Origin of the sequence: Paenibacillus phytohabitans, assembly GCF_013141775.1 — a bacterium.
In the GTDB taxonomy this organism is placed as follows: Bacteria; Bacillota; Bacilli; order Paenibacillales; family Paenibacillaceae; genus Paenibacillus_AQ; species Paenibacillus_AQ phytohabitans.
In genome coordinates, this window is the sequence record NZ_WHOB01000069.1 from 502,762 (window position 1) to 523,998 (window position 21,237).

Here is a 21,237-nt window from a genome sequence, read left to right on the forward strand (position 1 = left end):
CTTTTTATTGATAGTCAGGCAGCCAGTCACCGTGGGCAGCGATCAGCTCATCACACATATTAATAATATCATCCATCGATAGCTCTGCTGAAGTATGCGGATCCAGCATGGCTGCGTGGTAGATATGCTCTTTCTTGCGTGTCATGGCGGCTTCAATCGTTAGCAGTTGTGTATTGATATTCGTCCGGTTCAGTGCAGCACATTGCGGAGGCAGATCGCCTACGTAGGTCGGAGTCACTCCACTGCGGTCAACCAGACAAGGGACCTCAACACAGGCTTCTTTGGGCAGATTAGGAATTAGTCCTGTGTTCATAACATTGCCGCCGATCTTAAACGGCACATTGGTCTCCATCGCTTCCAGAATATATGAGGCATACTCATGGGAACGTTCATGCTTCAGCTCCTGATTATTCACCAGCTCCTCACGCATCTGTTCCCAGCGACTAATCTGTTCTACACAGCGGCGCGGATATTCGTCTAGAGGGATCCGGAACCGCTCGATCAGCTCAGGATAATTTCTTTTGATGAAATACGGATGGTATTCCGCATTATGCTCGGAGGATTCTGTAATGTAATAGCCGAATTTCAGCATCATCTCATAGCGGACCATATCACCGTGAGGCTCAAGCTGCTTCTCTGCAGCGAGACGTTTGATCTCCGGGTACAAGTCCTTGCCGTCCTTGGTAACCTTGAGCAGCCAGGCCATGTGGTTGATACCGGCAATCGTCGCCTGCACACCCTCCTGATCTATCTCGAGGTGATTGAATAATCCGGGGATACATTGCTGCACGCTGTGGCATAATCCCACCGTATTCACGCCGCCGTAAGTGTTCATCACATTCGTTAGAACGGCCATCGGGTTCGTGTAGTTCAGGAATAGAGCATCCGGACAGACCTCACGAATATCCGCAGCGAAATCGAGCATGACCGGAATCGTGCGCAAATTACGGAATATTCCGCCGATGCCTGCGGTGTCCGCAATGGTCTGACGCAAGCCGTACTTCTTCGGAATTTCAAAATCTGTAATGGTGCATGGATCATACCCGCCGACCTGAATCGCATTGATCACATATTTGGCTCCACGCAGCGCTTCTTTGCGGTCGGTATAGGCGATGATGGAACAGGTGCTGCCGCCGCTGTTCTTCAGGTTCGTGAGCATATCCTCGGAGTCTTTGAGCCGCTGAAGGTCAATATCATATAGAGCAAGCTCAAAGCCCTGAAGTGCCGCCGTCGCCATGATATCTCCCAGGACGTTTTTGGCAAAAACCGTGCTGCCGGCACCGATAAATGTAATTTTGGACATTAGACATTAGCCTCCTGTATGTTGCGGAATACGCTTCAGTTATATGGGAATAGGAGCACTATTCCGTATGATAATAGTTGTTGTAGAAGCTTTTTCCGCTGTCTTCTTCTATAATCACTATAGAATAGAACAGAAGGCGCGGCTATGGAGAAAGACAAGATGAATATGGAGGAATGTTGCATATGAATCCGGACCATTATGATTTCACTTTAGGGATTAATCTTACACCTGAGGAGCAGGATCTGTCTGTCCTGTTCAGCGGGGAGGCAAGGCCTTATCCCGGCCATAAAATCGGACCTTCCGTTCACGATTTTTATTTGATACATACTGTCCTGGAAGGGGAGGGCCTGTTTCAAAGCGGGACGTTCTCTGCCGAGTGCAGGAGTGGGGACACCTTCGTTATTTTCCCCGGTGCGCTCTTCAGTTATCAGGCAGATCAGGATTTCCCGTGGCATTATGCGTGGGTAGCCTTGCAGGGGATTGGCGTTCAAGAACTTCTCTCCGCTGTCGGCATTACCAGAGAACAACCCTTCATGCATTCCGGTAATGTCACAGAGCTTCACAGCTTGTACGAACGTATCCGGCATGCCTTCCAGCAGTCTGCTTACCCGCGGCTGGAGAGTCTGGAGGCTTCAGGCTGGGCACGGCTGCTGCTTCATCAATTCGGGCTGGGTAATTTAAGCGCGCTGCCCCTGCACCCTGCCGAAATGCCCGAGATTATTGACCGGCAGATTGACCAGGCCATCCGCTGGATTTCGCTGCAGTTCCACCAGCAGATCAGTATTGATCACCTGGCGTCTTCACTCGGCTACCACCGGGTGCATCTGTCCAAAGCCTTCAAGCAGCGAACCGGCTTCTCGCCCAAACAGTTTCTGCTCAAAAAGCGGATGGACAAGGCCAGACAACTACTCGGGTCTCCGCTGACCATTGAGCAGGTGGCTTCGTCCGTGGGCTTCAATGATGCGCTGTATTTCTCCAAGCAATTCCGCAAGCACACCGGCATGCCGCCTAGTGAGTACCGGGCGGGTCTGAGAAGTGGGGAATAGCTGAGGCATAGTTGAGTGTAATTCCGATAAGCAATAGGGGGCAGATATGTAATCCCCATGAGTAACCCAGCCGAACAAGCAGCTGGGTTACTCATGGTAGTTATTTCACTTTTTCGATCTTAAACACAAACTTCCACGTTGCGGTATTGCCTGAATATCGCCCGCGATTCTCGACAACCTTTACGGACAATGATTTATTTTGGGTCGTCTTTAAGGTTGATACTTTAATGGAAGCGGTTGCGGATCCTTCTTCGGGGATTTTATCTTGTTCCTGTGCTTCGGCAAGGAGCTTGATTGTTCCGGTTGAACTGACATCTACGGTGACGGATTCACCTTCTGCAAGTTCTTTTCCATTCACGTACCCGCCTGACCACCACTCATTGCCCACATGATTGTTCTCCACCAGGCTTGCGCTCACGAATGTAACTTTGACTTTCTGAGTCTTACCTGCTGCTGATAACGGTTGTGCACTTATAACGAGAGCAATTACCATAACAGAAACAAGCTTAAACCATTTCCATTTCATGATTACACCTCTCTCATAATCTATTATTTACCAATTATATCAGGTCAATAGGCGTAGTTCTATAGACTCATATGTTCTGCTTTTTTAACTGGATTGGGTGTAAAAAAACGAAACAACCGCCAGGGTTAAAAATCACCCTAGCGTCTGAATACGGCACATCTTCTTCATGCATCGCATTATTCTGCGGAAGAGGCGCTGATAGGATTAGGCGGATTTTTAATAAGAATAGGCAAGCATTATCCGGAGCTGAAATCTTATAAAGATCAGCTTCAGGATCAAAGGTGGTGTTTGAGCATGAAAAACAGAGATTGGTTATTTGCTGAAGAGAATCGAATTCATAATTTCCGGAGCGCCGGAGTTTTGCTTCATGAGGGTAAAATTCTTCTTCAACGGGGAGTCGAAGATACTGAATATGCTCTTCCAGGTGGTCATGTGGCTTGGGGGGAGACAAGTGCAGAGGCTCTCATCCGCGAGTATAAGGAAGAACTCGGTGTTGAAATCTCAGTAGATCGGCTAGTTTGGATTGAGGAAGCCTTTTGGAAGTGGGGAGCAAAAGAAGCGCATACGTTATGTCATTATCATCTGGTTTGTTTAAACAATGCTTCGCAGATTCCTTTAAGCGGACTTTTTAAGTCCTTAGAAACGGATGAATCCAGATTGATATTCCAGTGGGTTGATATCAATGAATTACAGGAGTATAAGGTTTACCCTGAGTTTCTTAAAAATAAAATATCGAATTTAGCAGATGGGGTGGAGCACTTTGTAACCCGTGATTAAGTAAAAGGGATAAGCCGTATATAAGTACCAAATAACCTGCCGAGCCTTAAGCTTGGCGGGTTATTTTGTTTTTCCACACGCAAATCCGGAAGCTGTTCAGAAATTGTTCATATGTCAGGTTTACAGTAACTTAAACTACTGTCGGCGCAGTTCTTCCACAAGTTGCGCAGGCAATGGCATGAAGCTTCAAACATAATCGATGACGAAAAAGGAGGAAGTATCCATCAATGAAAATGAAAAAGATTAGCATTTGGCTCGTACTTATTCTGTTGGTTTCCCAATGGACCACAAGCTTTGGCGCTTTCACTGATCGCGCTCATGCGGAACCCAGTAACATCACAGAAAATCTGATCACTAGCGTTTCTCTGGCCGTGTATACGGATGAGGACTACTCAGAGACGGTCACCGGCAATGTATATCAGCTGGATTCCTATTCCGAGCTGAACTACACGTGGGCATTAGCAGATGGGCACGGTTATGAAGCAGGCTCCACGTTTGAATTTAATATTCCCGATCAGTTTGAGCTTTATAGTGATTTGGATGGGGTTCTTCTATTTGGTGGAGATACAGTAGGCACCTATCATGTCGATAAAGGTAATAATCATGTTGTCTTTACCTTTAATGAATTTATTGAACAATATGATCAAGTGCAGGGGACCTTTACTGTCCGTTCACTGCTTAGCTCCAAAAAAATAAGCGGATCAACCACGCAATTTGTGACGTTTCCGATCAATGGCGGCACCCAGGTAATTGAACTTCATTTCAAGCCTAACGTCAGTTCAACTGTAGAGAAGAAAGGTACTCCATTGCCTCAATTCTACAATCCGACGCAAATCGGCTGGACCGTCGATGTTAACAAGACATTGGAAAGTGTGGGCAACGCTGCTGTTACCGATACGATTCCGGACGGGTTGACGCTTGACACAAGCACCATTGTTGTCCGTGAACTTGAAGTGAAGCTGGATGGCACAGTAACACCTGGAGCCATTGTTCCGGGCGGCAGTTATGATGCCTCCGGGTCCACACCGGCGAAGCTGGAATTGAAATTCAAACAGAGTCCGATCACCAAGGCGTATCGTGTAGAATTCACTACCGGTATTACAGCCAGCGGTGAGGACGCAACAAGCTATGAGAATACAGCGGTATTTACGGGAGATAACGGGTTATCCAAAGAAGCGAAGGCTACCGTAACCGTTGGCCGTGGGAAGCCGCTTACCAAAGTAACAAACGGCTACGATCCTGCAACCCAGACTCTTGGCTGGGCAATTGAATTCAATTACAATGAAAAGTTTATTTCGGCAAACGACGCGGTTCTGAAGGATACCATTGACCTCAAACAGGAACTCATTCCAGATTCGCTGAAGGTGTACCCGGTGACTATTGCGGCCGATGGTAAAGGGGTCAAAGATGCCCAGCCTCTTCCGGATAATAAATATACGGTTACAGATTCAGTGGTAGATGGTAAATATCATTTTGAACTCAAATTCAATGATGATATTGATTCTGCTTACCGCATCGAATACAAAACTAAAGCACCAGAACGTGTTTTTGAAAATGGCAAGGTCACTAATACAGTGACTTACGGTGAACATTCGGACTCAGCTTCTCAGAATATCACCCAACAAATATTGGTCAAGGGTAACAGCGAAAAAGATTATCTGAACAAGACAGTACGTTGGACTATTACGATCAACAAAGATTCAAAGACGATGGAAAATCTGAAAGTAACGGATACCTTCGTTAACGCAGGACTCAAGCTGGTACCGGGAAGCCTTACGATTAAACCGGTCGCTGGAGGTCCCGCTGTCGCCACTGAGGTTGTTTATACCGAACATGATCCTGTGGCGGTGAACGACGGGTTCACGATTACTTTTAAAGCCCCAATCTCTGAACCGTACACCATCACATACCTCACTAAGTTTGACTTTGATTGGTTGGCGGACGGGAAAACCCAGTTTGTCAATCAGGCAGTGTTGAATTGGCTGGAGGGTGGAAAGTCTAAGACCATCACAACAACATCAACATTCGATCCAAGAGCAGAAGTGAAGAATAATGGACTCAAAAACGGATCGTACGATGCCTTCAACAAAAAGATTACCTGGAATGTCGGGGCCAACTACAATATGAAAACCTTGGCCAATGCCAAATTGGTGGATACGATTACCAGTGGTCAAGTTGTGGATCTGGATTCCGTTAAGGTATTCAAATGGGTCTACGACACGAATGGAAACACGACGGTGAGCGCAAATGTCGCTGAAGAGGATTACAACGTAACTATGAAAGACGGGAAGCTTGAGGTAAGCTTTAACAAAACGATCAATTATGCCTTTTACGTTACCTTTAAAACTACTTTCGCGGATAAGGTTATTGACGTAAAGACTGTCGACAACACTGCAGTACTGTATGACGGCACGACTAAAGAATCCGCTGACCTCAAAGCTTCTGTCAACATTCCTAATGGAGGCGAATATATCGCCAAGACAGGTGTACAAAACAACAATAAGATTGACTGGACGGTGTATATCAACCGGAATCAATCCGTTGTGAGGGATGCAGTAGTAACAGATATTCCGAGTGAGAATCAAATTCTGCTCACCAACACTTATCATCTCTTTAAGACAAATGTTGGAAGCGACGGGAACATCACATCTTCCGGAGTGGAACTGACTCGCGGCACAGATTATACGCTGGACTTCTTGAAAGACAGTGAAGGCAAAGAAAGCTTCGAACTGAAGTTTACCAAAGAAATCTCGGAAGCTTACATTCTTCAGTACCAATCTGTGATCACTGCACAAAATAATGAAACAGTCAGCAACGAGGTAGGTCTCACAGGTAAGAATGTGAAAGAGGTTACCAAAGAAACCAATTCTGAAGTTAAAGTTCAGCTCTCCAGCGGTTCAGGCACAGGCAGTGGTGTCAGAGGCACGCTCAGCATTGAAAAGATTGATGCCAGTGATCCTAGCAACACGCTCGAAGGAGCTGCCTTTGACTTATTCCGTGTCATCGGCAATGAGCAGATTTGGATTAATGAGGGAAAAACAAATGATGCAGGCATGCTTGAATTCACAAAACTGCTCGGTGGCGATTATGCAGTAGTTGAAAAAATTGCACCTGCAGGTTATCTGTTAGATACGACACCTCATGCAGTTAAAATTAATTCAACTACAGCCATAGATCTGCAAATAACAAACAAAACATTAGCGACGCCAACACCATCGCCAACGGCCACACCGACACCGACTGTTGCGCCAACACCATCGCCAACAGTGGCACCGACACCATCGCCGACAGCGACACCAACAGTAGCGCCAACACCAACACCGACACCATCGCCGACAGCAACACCAACAGTAGCGCCAACGCCATCACCGACGGCAACGCCGACTGTTGCGCCAACACCATCACCAACGGCAACGCCGACTGTTGCACCAACACCAGTGCCAACGGCAACACCGACGGTTGCGCCAACACCAGTGCCAACCGCAACACCAACAGTAGCGCCAACACCAGTACCAACGGCAACACCGACTGTTGCACCTACACCAGTGCCAACCGCAACGCCGACTGTTGCACCAACAGCAACGCCAGCTCCAACAGAACCAACGGCGCCAACAGCAACACCATATGTGCCGTCAACGCCGTCATCAACGCCAACAACTCCTTCAATACCAGGAGTCATAGTCACTCCGGGTCCAACAGTTGTTCCAACGGTGACACCATCAGTTTCACCATCGGCTTCACCAGAACCTACAAGTGAACCGACAAATGCACCGACAGCAACACCTGTAATTAGCAGTCCTCCAAGTCCACAGCCAACAGCTGTCAACACAATAGAGGACATTCCGGTCGAGGGTGAAATCCCGCTTGGGGGAATTCCTAGCCTTGGTGATGAGCCTGAACATGGAACCGTCGTGATTACACCAGACGGGAAATGGAAGTACACACCTGACCCTGGCTATACCGGAAAAGACAAGTTCACTATTATCGTTAGCGATAATGGAGAGGACCAGGAGATCGAGATCGAAGTAGTGGTAGATGAAGTGCCTAAAGGAACAGTAGATGAACCTTCACAAAATGAACCAACAAATCAAGGCGGTCTGCCGGGTAAGCTGCCTCAGACCGGTGAAGAAAGTCCGATAGGTATGTACCTAGCCGGAATGGGTCTGATCATCCTTGGTTTCGTGCTCTCGAAGAGATTTAAGACACGCAAGTAGAAACGGCTTTGCTTCACTTATAAAGGACGGTACCGTTTCAGCGAGAAATAAAAGGAAAAGTTATCGTGTGAAAGAATCGGCAAAATCGCCCTGTTAGCTTAGGCTGACAGGGCGATTTTTTTGTCTTTAGAAAAGGATGGAAGACTTAACCCGAATTCCACAGGATCAAGGATGCTTAACTTTGCCTGTAACTCTTCATCAGTGTAAAAGAGAAAAGATTCTAGCCGATGCTTCATTAAGTTAACGGGCAGGATAATTCCATTCAATGGTAAGATAAACTTAATAATTAATTCGAGAATAAGAGCTTAAGAGCATGACCATAAACAATTTGTTCAGGTCAGGCCTTATTATTCCACCTGCATCCGGATAATATGAGATTCCTCATTCATGACTGCAAGCAGTGTCTCCAAGTGAGCTTTGTGTTGAAACTTCACTGTCATAACTATAGTGGTAAGTTCAGCCTCGCGTTCTGCTTCGAAAGCCAGCACGGATATATCATGACTCCGTAGCAGATTCAGCAATTGTTCCATTGTCTGCTCATAATAATCTGTTACAAGGGTGACCCGCTCGGTCTGCGGTGAACTTAGCCAGCTGATGTGCCCATGAAGAATAATCTGCCCCACAAAAATGATCAAGGCCACCCCAATGCCGATGAGATACATCCCTGCGCCAACGGCCATCCCAATACCTGCCGTAGCCCAGATTCCTGCGGCTGTAGTTAATCCTTTGACCGTATTATTCTGCATGAAGATCATTCCGGCTCCCAGGAAACCCACACCGCTGACGATTCCGGCAGCTATTCTCGATGGATCAACGGACAGATTCTCCCACCCGATCTGATCCTGAAACCCGTATTTTGAAACGATAATCATGAGCGCCGCTCCCACGGCTACGACAAAATGTGTACGAACTCCGGCTTCCTTCATGCGGTTCTTCCGCTCAAATCCAATGAAGATCCCACATAAACCCGCTAATAATACCCGGCCCAGCAATTCAAATTCCATCCAGTTTCCCTCCCGTACGCCGTACGACCCTTTGAATCTTTCCATTATGGGTATAATTATTTGGGGTTGTCAAATTACCTGAAGACTAGTATCAGCGTAACCGGTGGGTATCAACTCTTAAAATTTGAACGGTAAATCAAGATACGGTAATATTTAATGTACATAATAATAGTATGGGCATGAACAACTTCACTGCCGATATCGCTGTGTAAAGGAGCATGTAATAGACATGGATTATACGCTGGAAGCAATTCTTGAAGAAATGAAAATGGAAATAGACAAGTGGCTCAACTATATCAGTGATAAGGATGCAGAGAAAATTGTAAAGCGGACCACGCTGCAGGCGGGCATTCACGGGTACGCTCTTATCGAATATGCGGATGGCAGAGTGGATGTGACAGATAATTTGCTTGGTTTAAACGAACCGGATAAAAGCAAGCAGACTACATCTGAGCAGTTGACAGAGGTACAAGTACGGGAGCAGATCATCCCTGAGCTTGCTTCGTATATGCAGAACAAATTAAATGCAATGCCGCCGGCAGTCCTGGATTACCGGTTCAGGTTTGACGGGAAATTCCAAGTAAGCAACGGTGTTGTTAATGTTCGTATTCTTGAATATGTAGATGAGGCGAAGAGGCAACAACTGCTGGAACAGATCCGCCTCTATACCTTAAACAAGCTTGATGCCGGCAAATATCCGACCAAGCCGCTGGAAACCTTTTTCCTGGCCCGGCATCTCCTGGATGAAGGTCTGTATCCCATCTTGGATTCCGGCAGAATCACCGCTGTGTATGACAAGATACAAGAGCTGAACAAGGGGAACAAGCATCTGGCTGAGCATCGAAATACTATCACTGTAGCGCTCAGGAACTGGGTAGAAGATCATTGGCTGCCGCGTTATTTCCAGAACACAGGAACCCAGTGGCAGACGGGATTTACGAAGAGGAACGATGCTGTGCTGGAAAATGCCGGGCAAGAAACGGTTGGGCTCGTGATCTATGCTGCAGTTTGCATCCTTAAATATGAGCCTTCCTACAGCAGAAGTGCGGGGCTTGCCTTCCTGCAATGCGCGCTCGAACTCGGCAGTGTCCAGGCTGCACAGCTAATTAATTATGGCAGCGGTGCCTTTGCTGAAGAGGTTACGAGATTACGCAATGATCAGGTGGAATGTAGCGCTAATGATGTATTTGCCGAGGTACGCATCCGTATTATTCAGGAGTCAGAGGAGAGTTATGCGTTTGCGCTCCGGTTTCTGACGAATCTGCTGAAGTCTGGCTTTCCAAAAAGCTATCAGATCAAGCTAACCTCCTCAGTTAAGCACTGGCTGCCGCTCAAAGGACTCGCCAAAACGGGCACGCACCGTTTCTTTGCGAATGCGCTTGAATACCCGAAGATACACCCGTTGCTTGAAGAGTATGCCATAGCAGCGATGGAAACCTTCGAATGGTATACGGATGCAGAAGCGGAGAAATGCTGCATGCCGGGCAGCTATGCGGTCTTTGGACTGGGTCTCACAGATCAGGCATATTTCCCGTTGGCCCTTCAATATATGGAGAAGGTAGATGTTGAACATCAGTCTGTTCAGAATAGATTCACAGCTGCGTTAATCGAACAATACGGCATTAACAAAGAGATGCTTCCCGTGCTGTTGACGTGTATGCTGTACTGTACAGATTCATTAAAGCTGAAGATGACGCGAGAGTTGGAGAATGTGGGGTTGCTTAGACTGCTGCTCGATCAGGTACACGGCCTGCATTACTACCAGGTGGAGCATCTTGTCTACCTGATCTGGGGCGGGAAGAACAAGCTGCAGAAGCTTGCTGACAAAGCTGAGGGAGAGCAGAAGCAATACCTTGCCGGACTGATCCAAGCAGCCAATCGGAGCTGATACCACTACTGAAAGATAATATTAATTTAAAAATAATCATTGCAAAATAGTAATAAACCATCTATTGTGGACAAAGAAGCTCTTTGATATCTGTTTTATCGGGTCAAACAAGAAGTCCCAGGCTTCTTGCGGTATAATTGTAGACATTTCGAATCTATGAAGGAGGCTATTCATTATGGAGAAACAATATGTTGATGTGGCAATTATCGGCGGCGGACCGGCGGGTCTGAATGCCGCTTTGGTATTGGCGAGGGCGAAGAAAAAGGTAGCGGTGATTGATGAGGGGCGTCCACGCAATGCTGTAACTGGTGCGGTTCACGGGTTTATTACCCGTGATGGGATCACTCCGAAGGAGTTCCGGCGAATTGCACAAGAAGAGATTCTGGCCTATCCCACGGCATCATTCGTAGCGGATACAGTGATATCGATCGCAGGCACCAACGGTCAGTTTGAATTGAGCACGATGGAAGGACAAATGATAACAAGTAAAAAAATATTGTTTGCTGTCGGCATGAAGGATCAGCCATTTTCTATTCCGGGCCTTAAGGAGGTATACGGAAAAAGCGCCTTCGTCTGCCCGTATTGTGACGGCTGGGAATTAAGGGATCAGCCGCTTGTCGTCATATCGAAGGGAACAGTCTTAATGCATTTCGCTCCGGTTGTTTCCGGATGGACAAGCCGGCTTACGGTTTGTACGAATGGTCCGGATGAACTGACCGAGGCTCAGCGCCAGGAGTTCCAGCACAATGATATTCCCTTGTTCGATTCACCGATCCGGCATATCGACTCGAAGGATGGTATCGTTCAACAAGTTGTATTGGAAGACGGGACGGTGATTCCAGCCAGGGGAATCTTTTTCAAACCTGAGCTGACGATGGGCTCTGACCTTCCACGCACCATCGGATGCGAATTTGCAGAAACAGGAGTGCTCGCCGTTAATGAATCCGGACAAACAAATATCCCGGGCATTTATAGCGCCGGGGATGCAGCATCTATGATGCATCAGGCAATTGCTTCGGCTTCGGCCGGTTCATATGTGGCTGCAGTCATGAATAATGAGCTGAATACAGAAGCTTGGCGGAGAAACATCAAAGAAGTCCGGTAGCGGATTTAGCACCCAGTCCGCGCAACCACTGTACCAGATCAGGGGAGGCACTGCGCTGAGCGGCGTCCAAGGGAGTGAGGCCGTCCCACACAGAAGGCCAGTTTATATCCGCTTTCCGGCCGAGCAGGTATTCGGCAGCGTGTCGTTGTCCGCCGTGGCAAGCGCACCAGAAAGCGACGTTCACCTCGTCCGGAGGCGATGAGTGTCCCGCTCCCCAAGGGTATTGCTGTGAGAGCGGGTCTCCGGCAAAATGAGCTTTCATAGCATCTACCAGACCCAACGCGGCTGCATGCCAGAGAGCAGCTTTGGCTCCACGCTCAATTAATCTATGCGCTGCCCGCCATTGCGCGAATGCCACTGCGTCGTCGAGCGGCGTTCCACCGGCTATGACGGCACCGGAAGCCTCGATGTCAGCACCGGCATCGAGAAGGAGGTCAAGCACTTCGACATCATTGCAGCTTGCAGCCCAATGAAGCGGGGTCTCGCTGTGCGGTCCAGTAAACCGGGCATTCACCTCCGCACCGGCATCAATCAACAGTGCAATTGTCACTGTATTGTTAGGGAAATGTCCGGGCCAATCAGTTGCAATATGCAGCATGGAACGCAATTCTCCGTTCCTTACAATTCTTGAGGCGGCCAACCCGGGATTCTCTTCAAGCAGCAGCTTCAGCAACGGGATATCGCCGGAATGAATCGCAGTAATTACCGAAATACCCAGCGAATGGTCCTCTGGAATGTAAGCTATGTTCTTCTCATCACTCATGATTAGAATGCCTCCCGTTCATAGGTATATCGCGACGGACTCCTTCACTAATCATACTTCATATGTATAGCCAACTTCAAAAAGATACTTGTTATTCCCGTGCCGATGTTTTATATTGACATAACAGCAGGTCAAAAATAAAAGAGGTGGATGGACGAGATGACTCCACGCACGAAGGAACAAAATGAGGATATCCGGCTGCGCCGGCTGGCGCAGATCCGCAAAGCCGCAGCCGATGTGTTTTTGGATAAAGGGCCATTACTGGAAATCCGCGATGTGGCCGCGCAGGCGGGACTCGGGTATGGTACGGTATATCACTATTACAGCAATAAAGGCGATTTGCTCAACGATCTGCTATGGGACGCGCTAGACCGGGCCGGGGGATGGATGGGTGCCGTAGAGTTTGACCCCGCCACCGCCAGCATCCGGCTGCTGCAGCTTTGGGCGGAGGACCACTCCGTATACCTGCTTTATAAGCTGGCGGGTGAGGGTTTATCCTCGCTGCCTGAAGGGCGTTCTTCCCCGCTCTCGAACGCTTTCCGCCAGGAGGTGCTCACGCCATTTGCCGCGCTACTGGAAACCGGGAGCGCGGCGGAGGGGGCTGCCGCTTCAGGCGGAAACGCAGCGGAATCACCGGATAAGCTGCAGCGAGCGGAAATGCTGCTGGCCGCGATGACCGGGTGCGCCTCACTTTCGCTTCGCCGCGGGAAGCTGCACGAGGAGGCCGGGGATATCGCCCGGCTTCTGAAATTCTAGCAAGCATAAGGAGCGAATAAACCAAAGATGATTATTCTAAAATCCCCCCGAGAAATCGAAGAAATGAAACAGGCGGGTCAAATCGTGGCGGATTGCTACCGCGAGGTGGCCAGCCTGATCGAACCTGGGATCACCACCCAAGAAATCAATGACTTTGTAGCCAGGCACATTACCAAGCTGGGCGGCAAGCAGTTCACGAAAGGTTATAACGGGTTCCCCGCAGAAACCTGTATTTCGATTAACGATGTAGTGGCACACGGCATTCCTTCGAATCGGGCGGTCATGGACGGAGACTTGCTGAAGCTCGACATCGTCGCGGAATACGGCGGATGGTTCGGCGATTCGTGCGTGAGCTATGCGGTGGGCAACATCCGGCCGGAGGCGCAGCAATTAATGAAGGTGACGAAGGAATGTCTGGACCTGGGGATCGCCCGGGCGGTTCCCGGAGGCCGGCTCGGCGACATCACATCGGCGATTCAACAACACGCGGAAGCGAACGGTTATTCCGTTGTGCGTGATTTGCTGGCGCACGGGATCGGGCGGAGCCTGCACGAAGAGCCGAGCTACGAGCATATCGGCATAGCCGGCAAAGGCATCCGGTTAAAGGAAGGCATGGTATTTACCATTGAACCCATGATCAACGAAGGTACGTACCGCATCACGATTGACGATGATGAGTGGACGGCAAGAACAGCAGACGGCAAGCTGTCGGCGCAGTATGAGCATACGATCGCAATTACGGCGGACGGACCGCTGATTCTGACTGCCCAGTAAGTGTTATTAGAACTTAATAACCGATAAACGTTAATCAGGGTGAACATGTACTATGACCAAAGAAACTACAGGAGAGTGTTATTATTTCAAAATACGTCGAAATCGGTTACCCGATTTATGCTGGAATGCCGGTTTTCCCAGGGTTGCCAGAAGTGAAATTAGATCCTCGTGAGCGCTTGAGTAAAGGAGACGAATGGAACGGAAGTGTATTAACCATTTATCTTCATGCGGGTACCCATGTTGATGCACCGTGGCATCATTTGAATAACGGTAAGGGCATAGATGCTGTTCCAATTGAAGACTTCATCTACAGAAGCCCGCTATTAATTGACTGCCCGCTGGGCGCTGACGGTTTCATTACAACCGCTATGCTTGAGGCGTACGAAGAGCTTCATGAAGCGGATATTCTAATCTTCAATACGGGCTATTGGAAATACAGGGATACGGATTTCGAACAATACGCGAATCATTTCCCGGCCGTCTCTCCCGAAGCTGCTGAATACATCCGGACGAAGCTGCCAAACTGCAAAGCCGTAGCTATTGATACCTTAAGCATTGAAAATATGACGGAAGCCAAAAGAACCGGATTTTTTGTCCACCATGCCTTTTTAGACCATGAAAAGTATAAAGAGCCGACGATGCTAATTTATGAAGATATTAATCCAGCGCCGTTAATTGATAAAAAACTCATTTCCGCCTTCGCGGCACCCCTTCGTATTAAAGACCATGACGCTTCGATTATTAATATCATTGTTGAAGTAGAAGCTTAAGATCGATTATGAAAAACTGGTGAAGCTTACTGCTAAAATAAAGACTGTATACTCGTAAATGAGTTGCAGTCTTTATTTTGTTTATTGAGGAACTTGGGATTCTCGGTATCCATCCGGGGTTATTATCTGAACAACGGAACGAGAGTTCTGTATATCAACGAAATATTTGAATGAAATAAATAACCTGGCCCGGCAGGTTCTACCGGTCCTACCGGCATGACTGGACTTACCGGCGTTACCGGGTCACGAAGAGATGCAAATATGTAGATTACTTATACCGACTGACTGGTCTGAGGTGATGGGGACGACTGTGGAGCCTGGATGTCGAGGCTGCGCAGATGATGATTGGTCAGCCCGATGATCAGACAAACGGCGAACAAGGCAGCGGCAAGACCGAAGCATACTTCCACGCCGATTCTGTCAGCCAGAATACCTACTCCGCCATAGGTTAAGGGGATGGAGATGTTAAAGGCCATGGAGCTGATGCTGTTGACACGCCCCCGAAGCGGAGACGGAACCAGCAGCTGGAACAAGGTGCTCATCGGGATCACCGTGACTGTTACGCCAAAGCCCAGGATCAAGTTGCCGAAACAAGCCGGCCAGAGTGCGGAAGATAAGGCGATCACACACATGCCAAGGCCTTGAACCCCCAGGCCGCAGGAGAACCAGACACCAATTCTCCGGGGAGACCTGCTGCCGACGAACAATCCGCCCAGAAGCAGCCCCACAGCTATAGCTGCATTGAAAATACCAAGCTCGCCGGAACCGCCTTCCAGCAGCTCACCGATCAGCATGGGGGGAAGTACATTGCTTGGCCCTAAGGCAATATTGCTGAGTGTACCGAGAAGGATAAGCACGAGCATGGCCGTTTGTCCCCGCAGCCATTGCCAGCCCTCGCCGATTTCCGCGAAGATGGATAAGCCGTTGGCGGCACGGGAATTCTTACCGGCCTTGCCGCGCTGCTTAATTTGCTGAATCAGAGCAAGCGAGACGATAAAGGTTGCCGCATCCACAATCACAGCCCCTGAATTTCCGATAGAGGCCACCAATATTCCACCCGCAACCGTTCCGAGAATACGGGTGATTTGCAGGGAAACGGACAGCAGTGAATTGGCTGAGATGAGATAGGTTTTGTCTGCGATGAGCTCAGGCAGGAAGGAACTCTGCGAGGTAGCAAACAGATTGCCCATGATCGATAAGCCGACTGTGATCAGATAGATATGCAGCAGCTGAAGCTGCCCGGTGAACATGAGTACAGCAAGGGTTACGGTAAGCAGAGCCTGAACGGCATCGGCGATCTGCATAAGAATCTTTTTGTTCAAGCGGTCTACCCAGGCGCCAATGAATAAACCGAGTATCATTTCCGGCAGGAACTTGGCGACAATGACCAGCCCCACCTGGAGCGAGGAACCGGTCATCGAGTACACGAGCCAGCTGATAGCCAGATTGTATAAGGAATCCCCGAAGACGGAGCTGGCACGGGCCAGCCATAGATAGCGGAAATCGGCATTATGTTTTAACAGGAGTCTGTAATTAGGTTTGCTGATTGCGGGGTTCAAGGAATAGCACACCTCCTTCATAAAGCGATCTTCAAGCTTCTGCTGCCGGTAACCGCTTCAGCCGCAGAAACCGGTTCGAGATACAGTGTTGCCATAACTCAGTATGGAACTCATGCTGCGCCGATTGCTGCAGCAGCTCCGTCAAACTTAAGCCAGGTACGAAATTCCGCAAAAACTCGATCATGGGTACAGGAAACGGAAAAAGAGTGCCATCCCGCCGGACGAACAGCTTCTGCTCTTTGGGCTGCGGGTAACTGGAGCAATCCGGTTTCCATTGCCCAAGAAGTTCAGTTAAATTTTGCGCGGTGACTGCCTTTCCTTCGCATTCGGATCTGTCCAGGATGTTATCCAGGTTCTTTTTGTTAAAAAGCTTGTGGACCGGAAGGTAATAATGTCCCTCTAGAAGGTGTCCGTTTAATTCCAAAATCGAGTTCTCGTTAGCTGCCGTCTGAGTTGTCCCGCTGATGACCTGAAGGACCTTGTTCCCGAAACGGTCGTGATAGAACATCGAATGCGCAGTATCCACTCCCCCCACCCAGGGACGGTCAAACAGGTTGCTCCTGAGAGATGCTTTGGCCTCTGTCAGCTCCTTCGGTCCCCAACGGGAAGTGTTGGCAAGCAAGTGCGTTTGCTCACTGTAATGCAGCCTCCATGCGACATCTTCGCCCTCGAAAGGCCGGAGATCCTGAATGCCGAAGCGCTCCGGTTCTTTGGCTATAATGGCACCTTTGGTTAAGACGAACTGGCCAAGCCCGCCAAAAGTCCAGTGCCTGCTGTTATGCTGCAAAAAATCAACTGAACTCAGGGCATCGTCAACCGTTTCTGTAGGAAATCCGGTAAATCCCATAATTTGTACGCCGATGCCGGCTTCGCTGAACATTTGGATCGTTTCCTGCAGGCGGTCCACCTTGGTTCCTTTATGAATCAGATTCAATATCCGCTGGTTGCCGGATTCAAATCCGACAGAGATGGCGGTACATCCGCTTTGCTTCAGCAAAGCGCAGCGTTCCGGTGTCCAGTATTCCTCTAACCGGATCTCCGCTCCCCAGCGAATGTCGAGTCCTTCTTCCAGAATCGCTGCCGCCAGCTTAAGCAGCAGGGCCGGAGATAACACGTCCACTGAGAAATAGATATATTTGTAGGTGACGGCGAGCGTCCTCAAATCTTCCATAATCTTATCCAGCGGGTATTGCCGCCAGGGACTGGTAGGCGAATCGGTATTGAGTCCGTAATCACAAAAGGTGCACCGGTTCCAATAACATCCCCGCGAAGGAGAATAGTAAATGAACGGAAAGGGGGATAAGTATTTCTCCCAGGGTAGCTTGCTGTACTCCGGCACCGGAAAGGAGCAGATATCTTCGTATTTGATTTCCAGAGCGGAGGCACCATGCACCGCCTGGTACCGGGGATGCAGCGCAATATTCGGTGACGCAGGCAGCGGTTTATGGTGCTTCAATGCCTGGAGGATAGAGACCAGTGCACTTTCACCTTCCCCGATAATGCAGGCATCTGCAGAGTCAAATACAGCATAGAAATCGCTTTTGTTCAAAATATATTTCCAGTAATCTGAGACGGCAGTCCCGCCAAATATAATCCGGATTTCCGGGCAGCTCTCCCGGATGTGCTGCGCCATGCTGAGCGCGAAAGGAAGCTGGGCGACATAGGTGATGCTGATCCCCACGAGGGAATAACCGCCAGTGATGATGCCGGGAATCAATTCGTTCCTGAAATAATCGGTGAAAGGTGCTGAGATCACTCCGGTAATTCGGGTATCGCGCATATCCATGGAGTTAAATACATTGAAAAATCCGCTGGTGGCTAAGCTGAATCCTCTGAATTGCCCCGGAAAGCCTTTTAGAGATAAGGCATCCATCCAGAGCATTACAGTCTCAACGGCGCTGGTATACAGCCTGTAGTCAAAGAATTCTGTTTCATCACGGAAAGTATGCAGCGCGGCTGGCAGCGCCCCGGCAAAATTCATGCCTTGTACTTTGAGCGCGTAATAAAGCTCCATCTGTTCAATGGGCGCAGGTTGTTCCAGTGCTTGAAGCTGTGCAGTCCGTTCATTTATATACTGCATTGTTCTTCCGATTTGCTCAGGCGTTACGGTATACAGCCAGGAGTCTATATTACTATCAATAATATCAATATCTTCAAAGCCGAATTGCCGCGCATAGCCCGCCAAGCAACATAGGCTGTGATAACCTGAAGTAGGGTCGCTGACCGGAGGGTATATTAGCGCAGTTTTTACCATTCCAAAACCTCCATCATGAAGAGAATTCCTCCTCATTGAAAGATTCAATGAGGAGGATGGGCTGCGGAGAGTTACTTAGTGAATGTTATTGACGTTGTTCTGGCGTGTGACATCGTTATCAGATGCTTCGGTGACTTCCAAAATCGCTGCAAGCAACTCTTTTTCTTCCTTTTTCATGTAAATTCACCTCCTTTAGCTAATTAAAGAGATTATATGCTATAAAATACCACTAGACCTATGAGTTAGCAGATTGACGATGAAAATAATTACAGATAAACTATTAAATTGGGTATTTCTGCGTAAAATCGTTCAAGCCTAAATGAATACTCACTCTGCTGTTACGGGAAGAATGTATGCAAGAGAATGTCTGGAAGGAGTGAGCGCTAGATGAAAGTTGCAATCATGGGGGCAGGAATATCGGGGCTTGCCTGTGCCATTACACTTGAGAAGCATGGAATAGAACCCGTAATTTTTGAGAGCCGCAGTATGATTGGAGACCGGTTTGTGAATGCCGAAGTGCTGCTCTCCATGTTCACCCGTCCCGTTAATGACAGTATCGCTTACTTATCGGAGCAATACGGTATATATCTTCATCCGGCTGCCGGCATTTCAAAGTTTACATTTTATTCGAAGCATGAGCAGGCTATTCTGGAAGGGCAGCTAGGCTTCACGAACATTCGTGGAAGACATAAGAATTCTTATGAAGCACAGCTGGGGAGGCAGGTTAAGTCAAAAATCCATTATAGATCTGACAAAACGTATGAGGAACTGCTTGCAGACTATACGCATGTGGTGCTTGCAACGGGGGACAGCGATTACGCGAAGAAAACCCGCAATTTCAGGGAAGATCTGACGGTTTCGGTCAAAGGTGCAACGGTTGAGGGCCAATTCGATCCGTATGAGGTTAAGGCTTGGCTGGATTACGACCTCGCACCTTTCGGATACGGATACCTGATTCCATTCTCGGAGAAAGAGGCTAACCTTGTCATTGCCATTCCTGATCTCCCTGAGATGAATACCGTTATAGAAACTCTATGGGAGCGTTATTATCTCAAGGTACAAGCGGAACTCCAGCAAGCGCTGCCTATTACGGACCAATTCCAAATCACCGGTTACCCCCTAGGGGTATGTCACTCCGGCAGGATCGGCAATACATTTTATGTTGGTAATTGCTTCGGGGCAATGATGCCGTTCATGGGGTTCGGACAGCATGCCTCCTGGATGACCGGGATTTATGCCGCCCGCGATTTATGTGGTCTGGGTAGCTATGAGGAGCTTACCAAGCCGATCAGACAGAGTTACGAGAACTCGCTAGTCCTGCGCAGAACGATGGAGCATCTCTCGAATGAGACCTTGGATCTTATTATCCGTAATCTCGATAGCAGCCTGGGCAGAAAATTGCTCACAAGCACTATCCTTAATCCTTTAAAAATAGCAAGTTATCTGCTTCGTCCCTATATTAAGCTGAAGAGCTAATTATTTTAACTTAAGAGCTTCAATAAATCGTTCCTCAGCTGTACAACTTCCCTGTTTGCACTATCCGCATAATCCGGCAGCAGCATATCCTTCACCATGTTGGTCCGCAGCCATAGCATAAAGAATAAATCCAGTATCAAGCTTGGAAATATAAGCACCATTTTAAATCCAGCAGGGTTAATAGTGACGCCAGCTTGTTGGATGGCCTTTAAATACTTTTTTAAGGTGACTGTTATTTGGTGTGCCGTTTGTCTGGTTCTGACTGTTTTTATGTCAATAATCTTATGGTCAGAGTGTAAAACACTAAGCAATGCAATGTCCGATACGGAATGTGTTATGAGATAAGCTCTCATATCCTTATTCATTGTGTAAGGAAGCTTTGCTGTTATAAATAATTGTGCGAGGTTTTCTACACGTTCTGTCACTGCACCGTTGATTTCTCCAAATGTAGTAGCGAATAGCATCTTTGGCGGAAACCGGGCATACAAAATCCCCTCTTTAATCTGTCCGCCAGCCCCGGGAAAAGCCGGTAAAAGTCTGTCTCCCACAATATCCAGCCACGAAGCAAATCCAATTGAATTATTAGTCATAGTAACAATATTTTTGCTTTGATTGTCTTTGAGTGCTAACAACGCGGATTCGGCTTGATCGTAACGAACGGTTACCAAAATAAAATCATATACATCATCATTTTCAAGCTTATCGATGACTTTTACCTGTACCGCTTTAACGGCACCTTTCTCATTATATTGCAGGCCTTTCTCTTTCAAGGCTGTAAACCGGTTAGAACGTGCAAACAGAGTAACATCCACCCCTGCTTCCAAGAATTTGATTGCATACGCGCTCCCTATAACACCTGCACCAAAAATCAAAATTCTTTTTTGTTTCACTGGCATAATAATCCCCCTATTTTTTAACATTCCGGTATTGACTATCCAACAGCGTGTTGTATGATGTGATCATAAATCTTTAGTCTTCCCTCATCAACCATCAGTTTTTCAGGATGTGTCGGATGATAATCT

At 48.1% G+C, this 21,237-nt stretch carries 16 protein-coding genes; 9 read left to right on the forward strand and 7 right to left on the reverse strand.

Annotated features, from left to right (window positions below):
* Positions 1-4 precede the first annotated feature (4 nt).
* Positions 5-1,303, reverse strand: coding sequence for an alpha-glucosidase/alpha-galactosidase (gene melA / locus GC101_RS25620; protein ID WP_171719578.1), 1,299 nt, complete (start codon positions 1,301-1,303; stop codon positions 5-7).
* Positions 1,304-1,485: 182 nt separating this feature from the next.
* On the opposite strand from melA, the gene GC101_RS25625 reads away from it, so the two are divergent.
* Positions 1,486-2,349 carry an AraC family transcriptional regulator gene (locus tag GC101_RS25625; RefSeq protein WP_171719579.1) on the forward strand — a complete coding sequence of 288 codons (864 nt, stop codon included), beginning with the start codon at positions 1,486-1,488 and terminating at the stop codon, positions 2,347-2,349.
* A gap of 100 nt (positions 2,350-2,449) precedes the next feature.
* Here the strand turns inward: GC101_RS25625 and GC101_RS25630 are convergent, their stop codons facing one another.
* On the reverse strand, positions 2,450-2,875 hold the full coding sequence (locus GC101_RS25630) for a hypothetical protein (RefSeq protein WP_171719580.1): 426 nt from the start codon (positions 2,873-2,875) through the stop codon (positions 2,450-2,452).
* A 294-nt stretch (positions 2,876-3,169) separates the two neighbouring features.
* Between GC101_RS25630 and GC101_RS25635 the strand changes: the two genes are divergently transcribed.
* Both GC101_RS25635 and GC101_RS25640 read left to right on the forward strand, forming a co-directional pair.
* A complete protein-coding gene (locus tag GC101_RS25635; protein ID WP_171719581.1) occupies positions 3,170-3,652 on the forward strand; it encodes an NUDIX hydrolase in 483 nt (160 codons plus the stop codon).
* Positions 3,653-4,023: 371 nt separating this feature from the next.
* Positions 4,024-7,866, forward strand: coding sequence for a collagen binding domain-containing protein (locus tag GC101_RS25640; protein ID WP_171719582.1), 3,843 nt, complete (start codon positions 4,024-4,026; stop codon positions 7,864-7,866).
* A 347-nt stretch (positions 7,867-8,213) separates the two neighbouring features.
* On the opposite strand, the gene GC101_RS25645 is transcribed toward GC101_RS25640, so the two are convergent.
* Positions 8,214-8,870, reverse strand: coding sequence for an MgtC/SapB family protein (locus tag GC101_RS25645; RefSeq protein ID WP_171719583.1), 657 nt, complete (start codon positions 8,868-8,870; stop codon positions 8,214-8,216).
* 229 nt (positions 8,871-9,099) lie between these two features.
* Between GC101_RS25645 and GC101_RS25650 the strand changes: the two genes are divergently transcribed.
* On the forward strand, positions 9,100-10,758 hold the full coding sequence (locus GC101_RS25650; protein WP_171719584.1) for a DUF6138 family protein: 1,659 nt from the start codon (positions 9,100-9,102) through the stop codon (positions 10,756-10,758).
* Between the two features lie 175 nt (positions 10,759-10,933).
* Positions 10,934-11,863: an NAD(P)/FAD-dependent oxidoreductase gene (locus GC101_RS25655; protein ID WP_171719585.1), complete on the forward strand. Its 930-nt coding sequence runs from the start codon at positions 10,934-10,936 to the stop codon at positions 11,861-11,863.
* Here GC101_RS25655 and GC101_RS25660 read toward each other — a convergent pair.
* Entirely contained in the window at positions 11,847-12,626 is a 780-nt protein-coding gene (locus GC101_RS25660) for an ankyrin repeat domain-containing protein (protein WP_171719586.1), read from the reverse strand. The two genes, GC101_RS25655 and GC101_RS25660, sit on opposite strands and share 17 nt — an antisense overlap.
* A gap of 159 nt (positions 12,627-12,785) precedes the next feature.
* Here GC101_RS25660 and GC101_RS25665 point away from each other — a divergent pair, with 159 nt between their 5' ends.
* The 3 genes from GC101_RS25665 to GC101_RS25675 all read left to right on the forward strand — a co-directional run bounded on the left by GC101_RS25665 (position 12,786) and on the right by GC101_RS25675 (position 14,926).
* Complete coding sequence (locus GC101_RS25665; protein ID WP_171719587.1) at positions 12,786-13,382, forward strand: TetR/AcrR family transcriptional regulator; 597 nt, start codon at positions 12,786-12,788, stop codon at positions 13,380-13,382.
* 27 nt (positions 13,383-13,409) lie between these two features.
* On the forward strand, positions 13,410-14,156 hold the full coding sequence (map, locus tag GC101_RS25670) for a type I methionyl aminopeptidase (protein ID WP_171719588.1): 747 nt from the start codon (positions 13,410-13,412) through the stop codon (positions 14,154-14,156).
* A gap of 101 nt (positions 14,157-14,257) precedes the next feature.
* The gene (locus GC101_RS25675; protein ID WP_343049829.1) at positions 14,258-14,926 is read left to right on the forward strand and encodes a cyclase family protein; all 669 of its coding nucleotides are present in this window, start codon (positions 14,258-14,260) and stop codon (positions 14,924-14,926) included.
* 272 nt (positions 14,927-15,198) lie between these two features.
* Here the strand turns inward: GC101_RS25675 and GC101_RS25680 are convergent, their stop codons facing one another.
* Complete coding sequence (locus GC101_RS25680) at positions 15,199-16,485, reverse strand: MFS transporter (protein WP_171719589.1); 1,287 nt, start codon at positions 16,483-16,485, stop codon at positions 15,199-15,201.
* A 31-nt stretch (positions 16,486-16,516) separates the two neighbouring features.
* Positions 16,517-18,739 (reverse strand): B12-binding domain-containing radical SAM protein, encoded by a 2,223-nt coding sequence (locus tag GC101_RS25685; RefSeq protein WP_171719590.1) that lies wholly within the window; start codon positions 18,737-18,739, stop codon positions 16,517-16,519.
* Between the two features lie 387 nt (positions 18,740-19,126).
* Here GC101_RS25685 and GC101_RS25690 point away from each other — a divergent pair, with 387 nt between their 5' ends.
* Complete coding sequence (locus tag GC101_RS25690; protein ID WP_171719591.1) at positions 19,127-20,215, forward strand: NAD(P)/FAD-dependent oxidoreductase; 1,089 nt, start codon at positions 19,127-19,129, stop codon at positions 20,213-20,215.
* 5 nt (positions 20,216-20,220) lie between these two features.
* Here GC101_RS25690 and GC101_RS25695 read toward each other — a convergent pair whose 3' ends face one another.
* Positions 20,221-21,111, reverse strand: coding sequence for a ketopantoate reductase family protein (locus GC101_RS25695; RefSeq protein WP_171719592.1), 891 nt, complete (start codon positions 21,109-21,111; stop codon positions 20,221-20,223).
* Between the last annotated feature and the right edge of the window lie 126 nt (positions 21,112-21,237).

What these genes read in the sequence shown, in the direction of transcription:
- melA (WP_171719578.1), bottom strand. Translation starts at nt 1,303, where the DNA reads ATGTCCAAAATTACATTTATCGGTGCCGGCAGCACGGTTTTTGCCAAA.
- GC101_RS25625 (WP_171719579.1), top strand. Translation starts at nt 1,486, where the DNA reads ATGAATCCGGACCATTATGATTTCACTTTAGGGATTAATCTTACACCT.
- GC101_RS25630 (WP_171719580.1), bottom strand. Translation starts at nt 2,875, where the DNA reads ATGAAATGGAAATGGTTTAAGCTTGTTTCTGTTATGGTAATTGCTCTC.
- GC101_RS25635 (WP_171719581.1), top strand. Translation starts at nt 3,170, where the DNA reads ATGAAAAACAGAGATTGGTTATTTGCTGAAGAGAATCGAATTCATAAT.
- GC101_RS25645 (WP_171719583.1), bottom strand. Translation starts at nt 8,870, where the DNA reads ATGGAATTTGAATTGCTGGGCCGGGTATTATTAGCGGGTTTATGTGGG.
- GC101_RS25650 (WP_171719584.1), top strand. Translation starts at nt 9,100, where the DNA reads ATGGATTATACGCTGGAAGCAATTCTTGAAGAAATGAAAATGGAAATA.
- GC101_RS25655 (WP_171719585.1), top strand. Translation starts at nt 10,934, where the DNA reads ATGGAGAAACAATATGTTGATGTGGCAATTATCGGCGGCGGACCGGCG.
- GC101_RS25660 (WP_171719586.1), bottom strand. Translation starts at nt 12,626, where the DNA reads ATGAGTGATGAGAAGAACATAGCTTACATTCCAGAGGACCATTCGCTG.
- GC101_RS25665 (WP_171719587.1), top strand. Translation starts at nt 12,786, where the DNA reads ATGACTCCACGCACGAAGGAACAAAATGAGGATATCCGGCTGCGCCGG.
- map (WP_171719588.1), top strand. Translation starts at nt 13,410, where the DNA reads ATGATTATTCTAAAATCCCCCCGAGAAATCGAAGAAATGAAACAGGCG.
- GC101_RS25685 (WP_171719590.1), bottom strand. Translation starts at nt 18,739, where the DNA reads ATGGTAAAAACTGCGCTAATATACCCTCCGGTCAGCGACCCTACTTCA.
- GC101_RS25690 (WP_171719591.1), top strand. Translation starts at nt 19,127, where the DNA reads ATGAAAGTTGCAATCATGGGGGCAGGAATATCGGGGCTTGCCTGTGCC.
- GC101_RS25695 (WP_171719592.1), bottom strand. Translation starts at nt 21,111, where the DNA reads ATGCCAGTGAAACAAAAAAGAATTTTGATTTTTGGTGCAGGTGTTATA.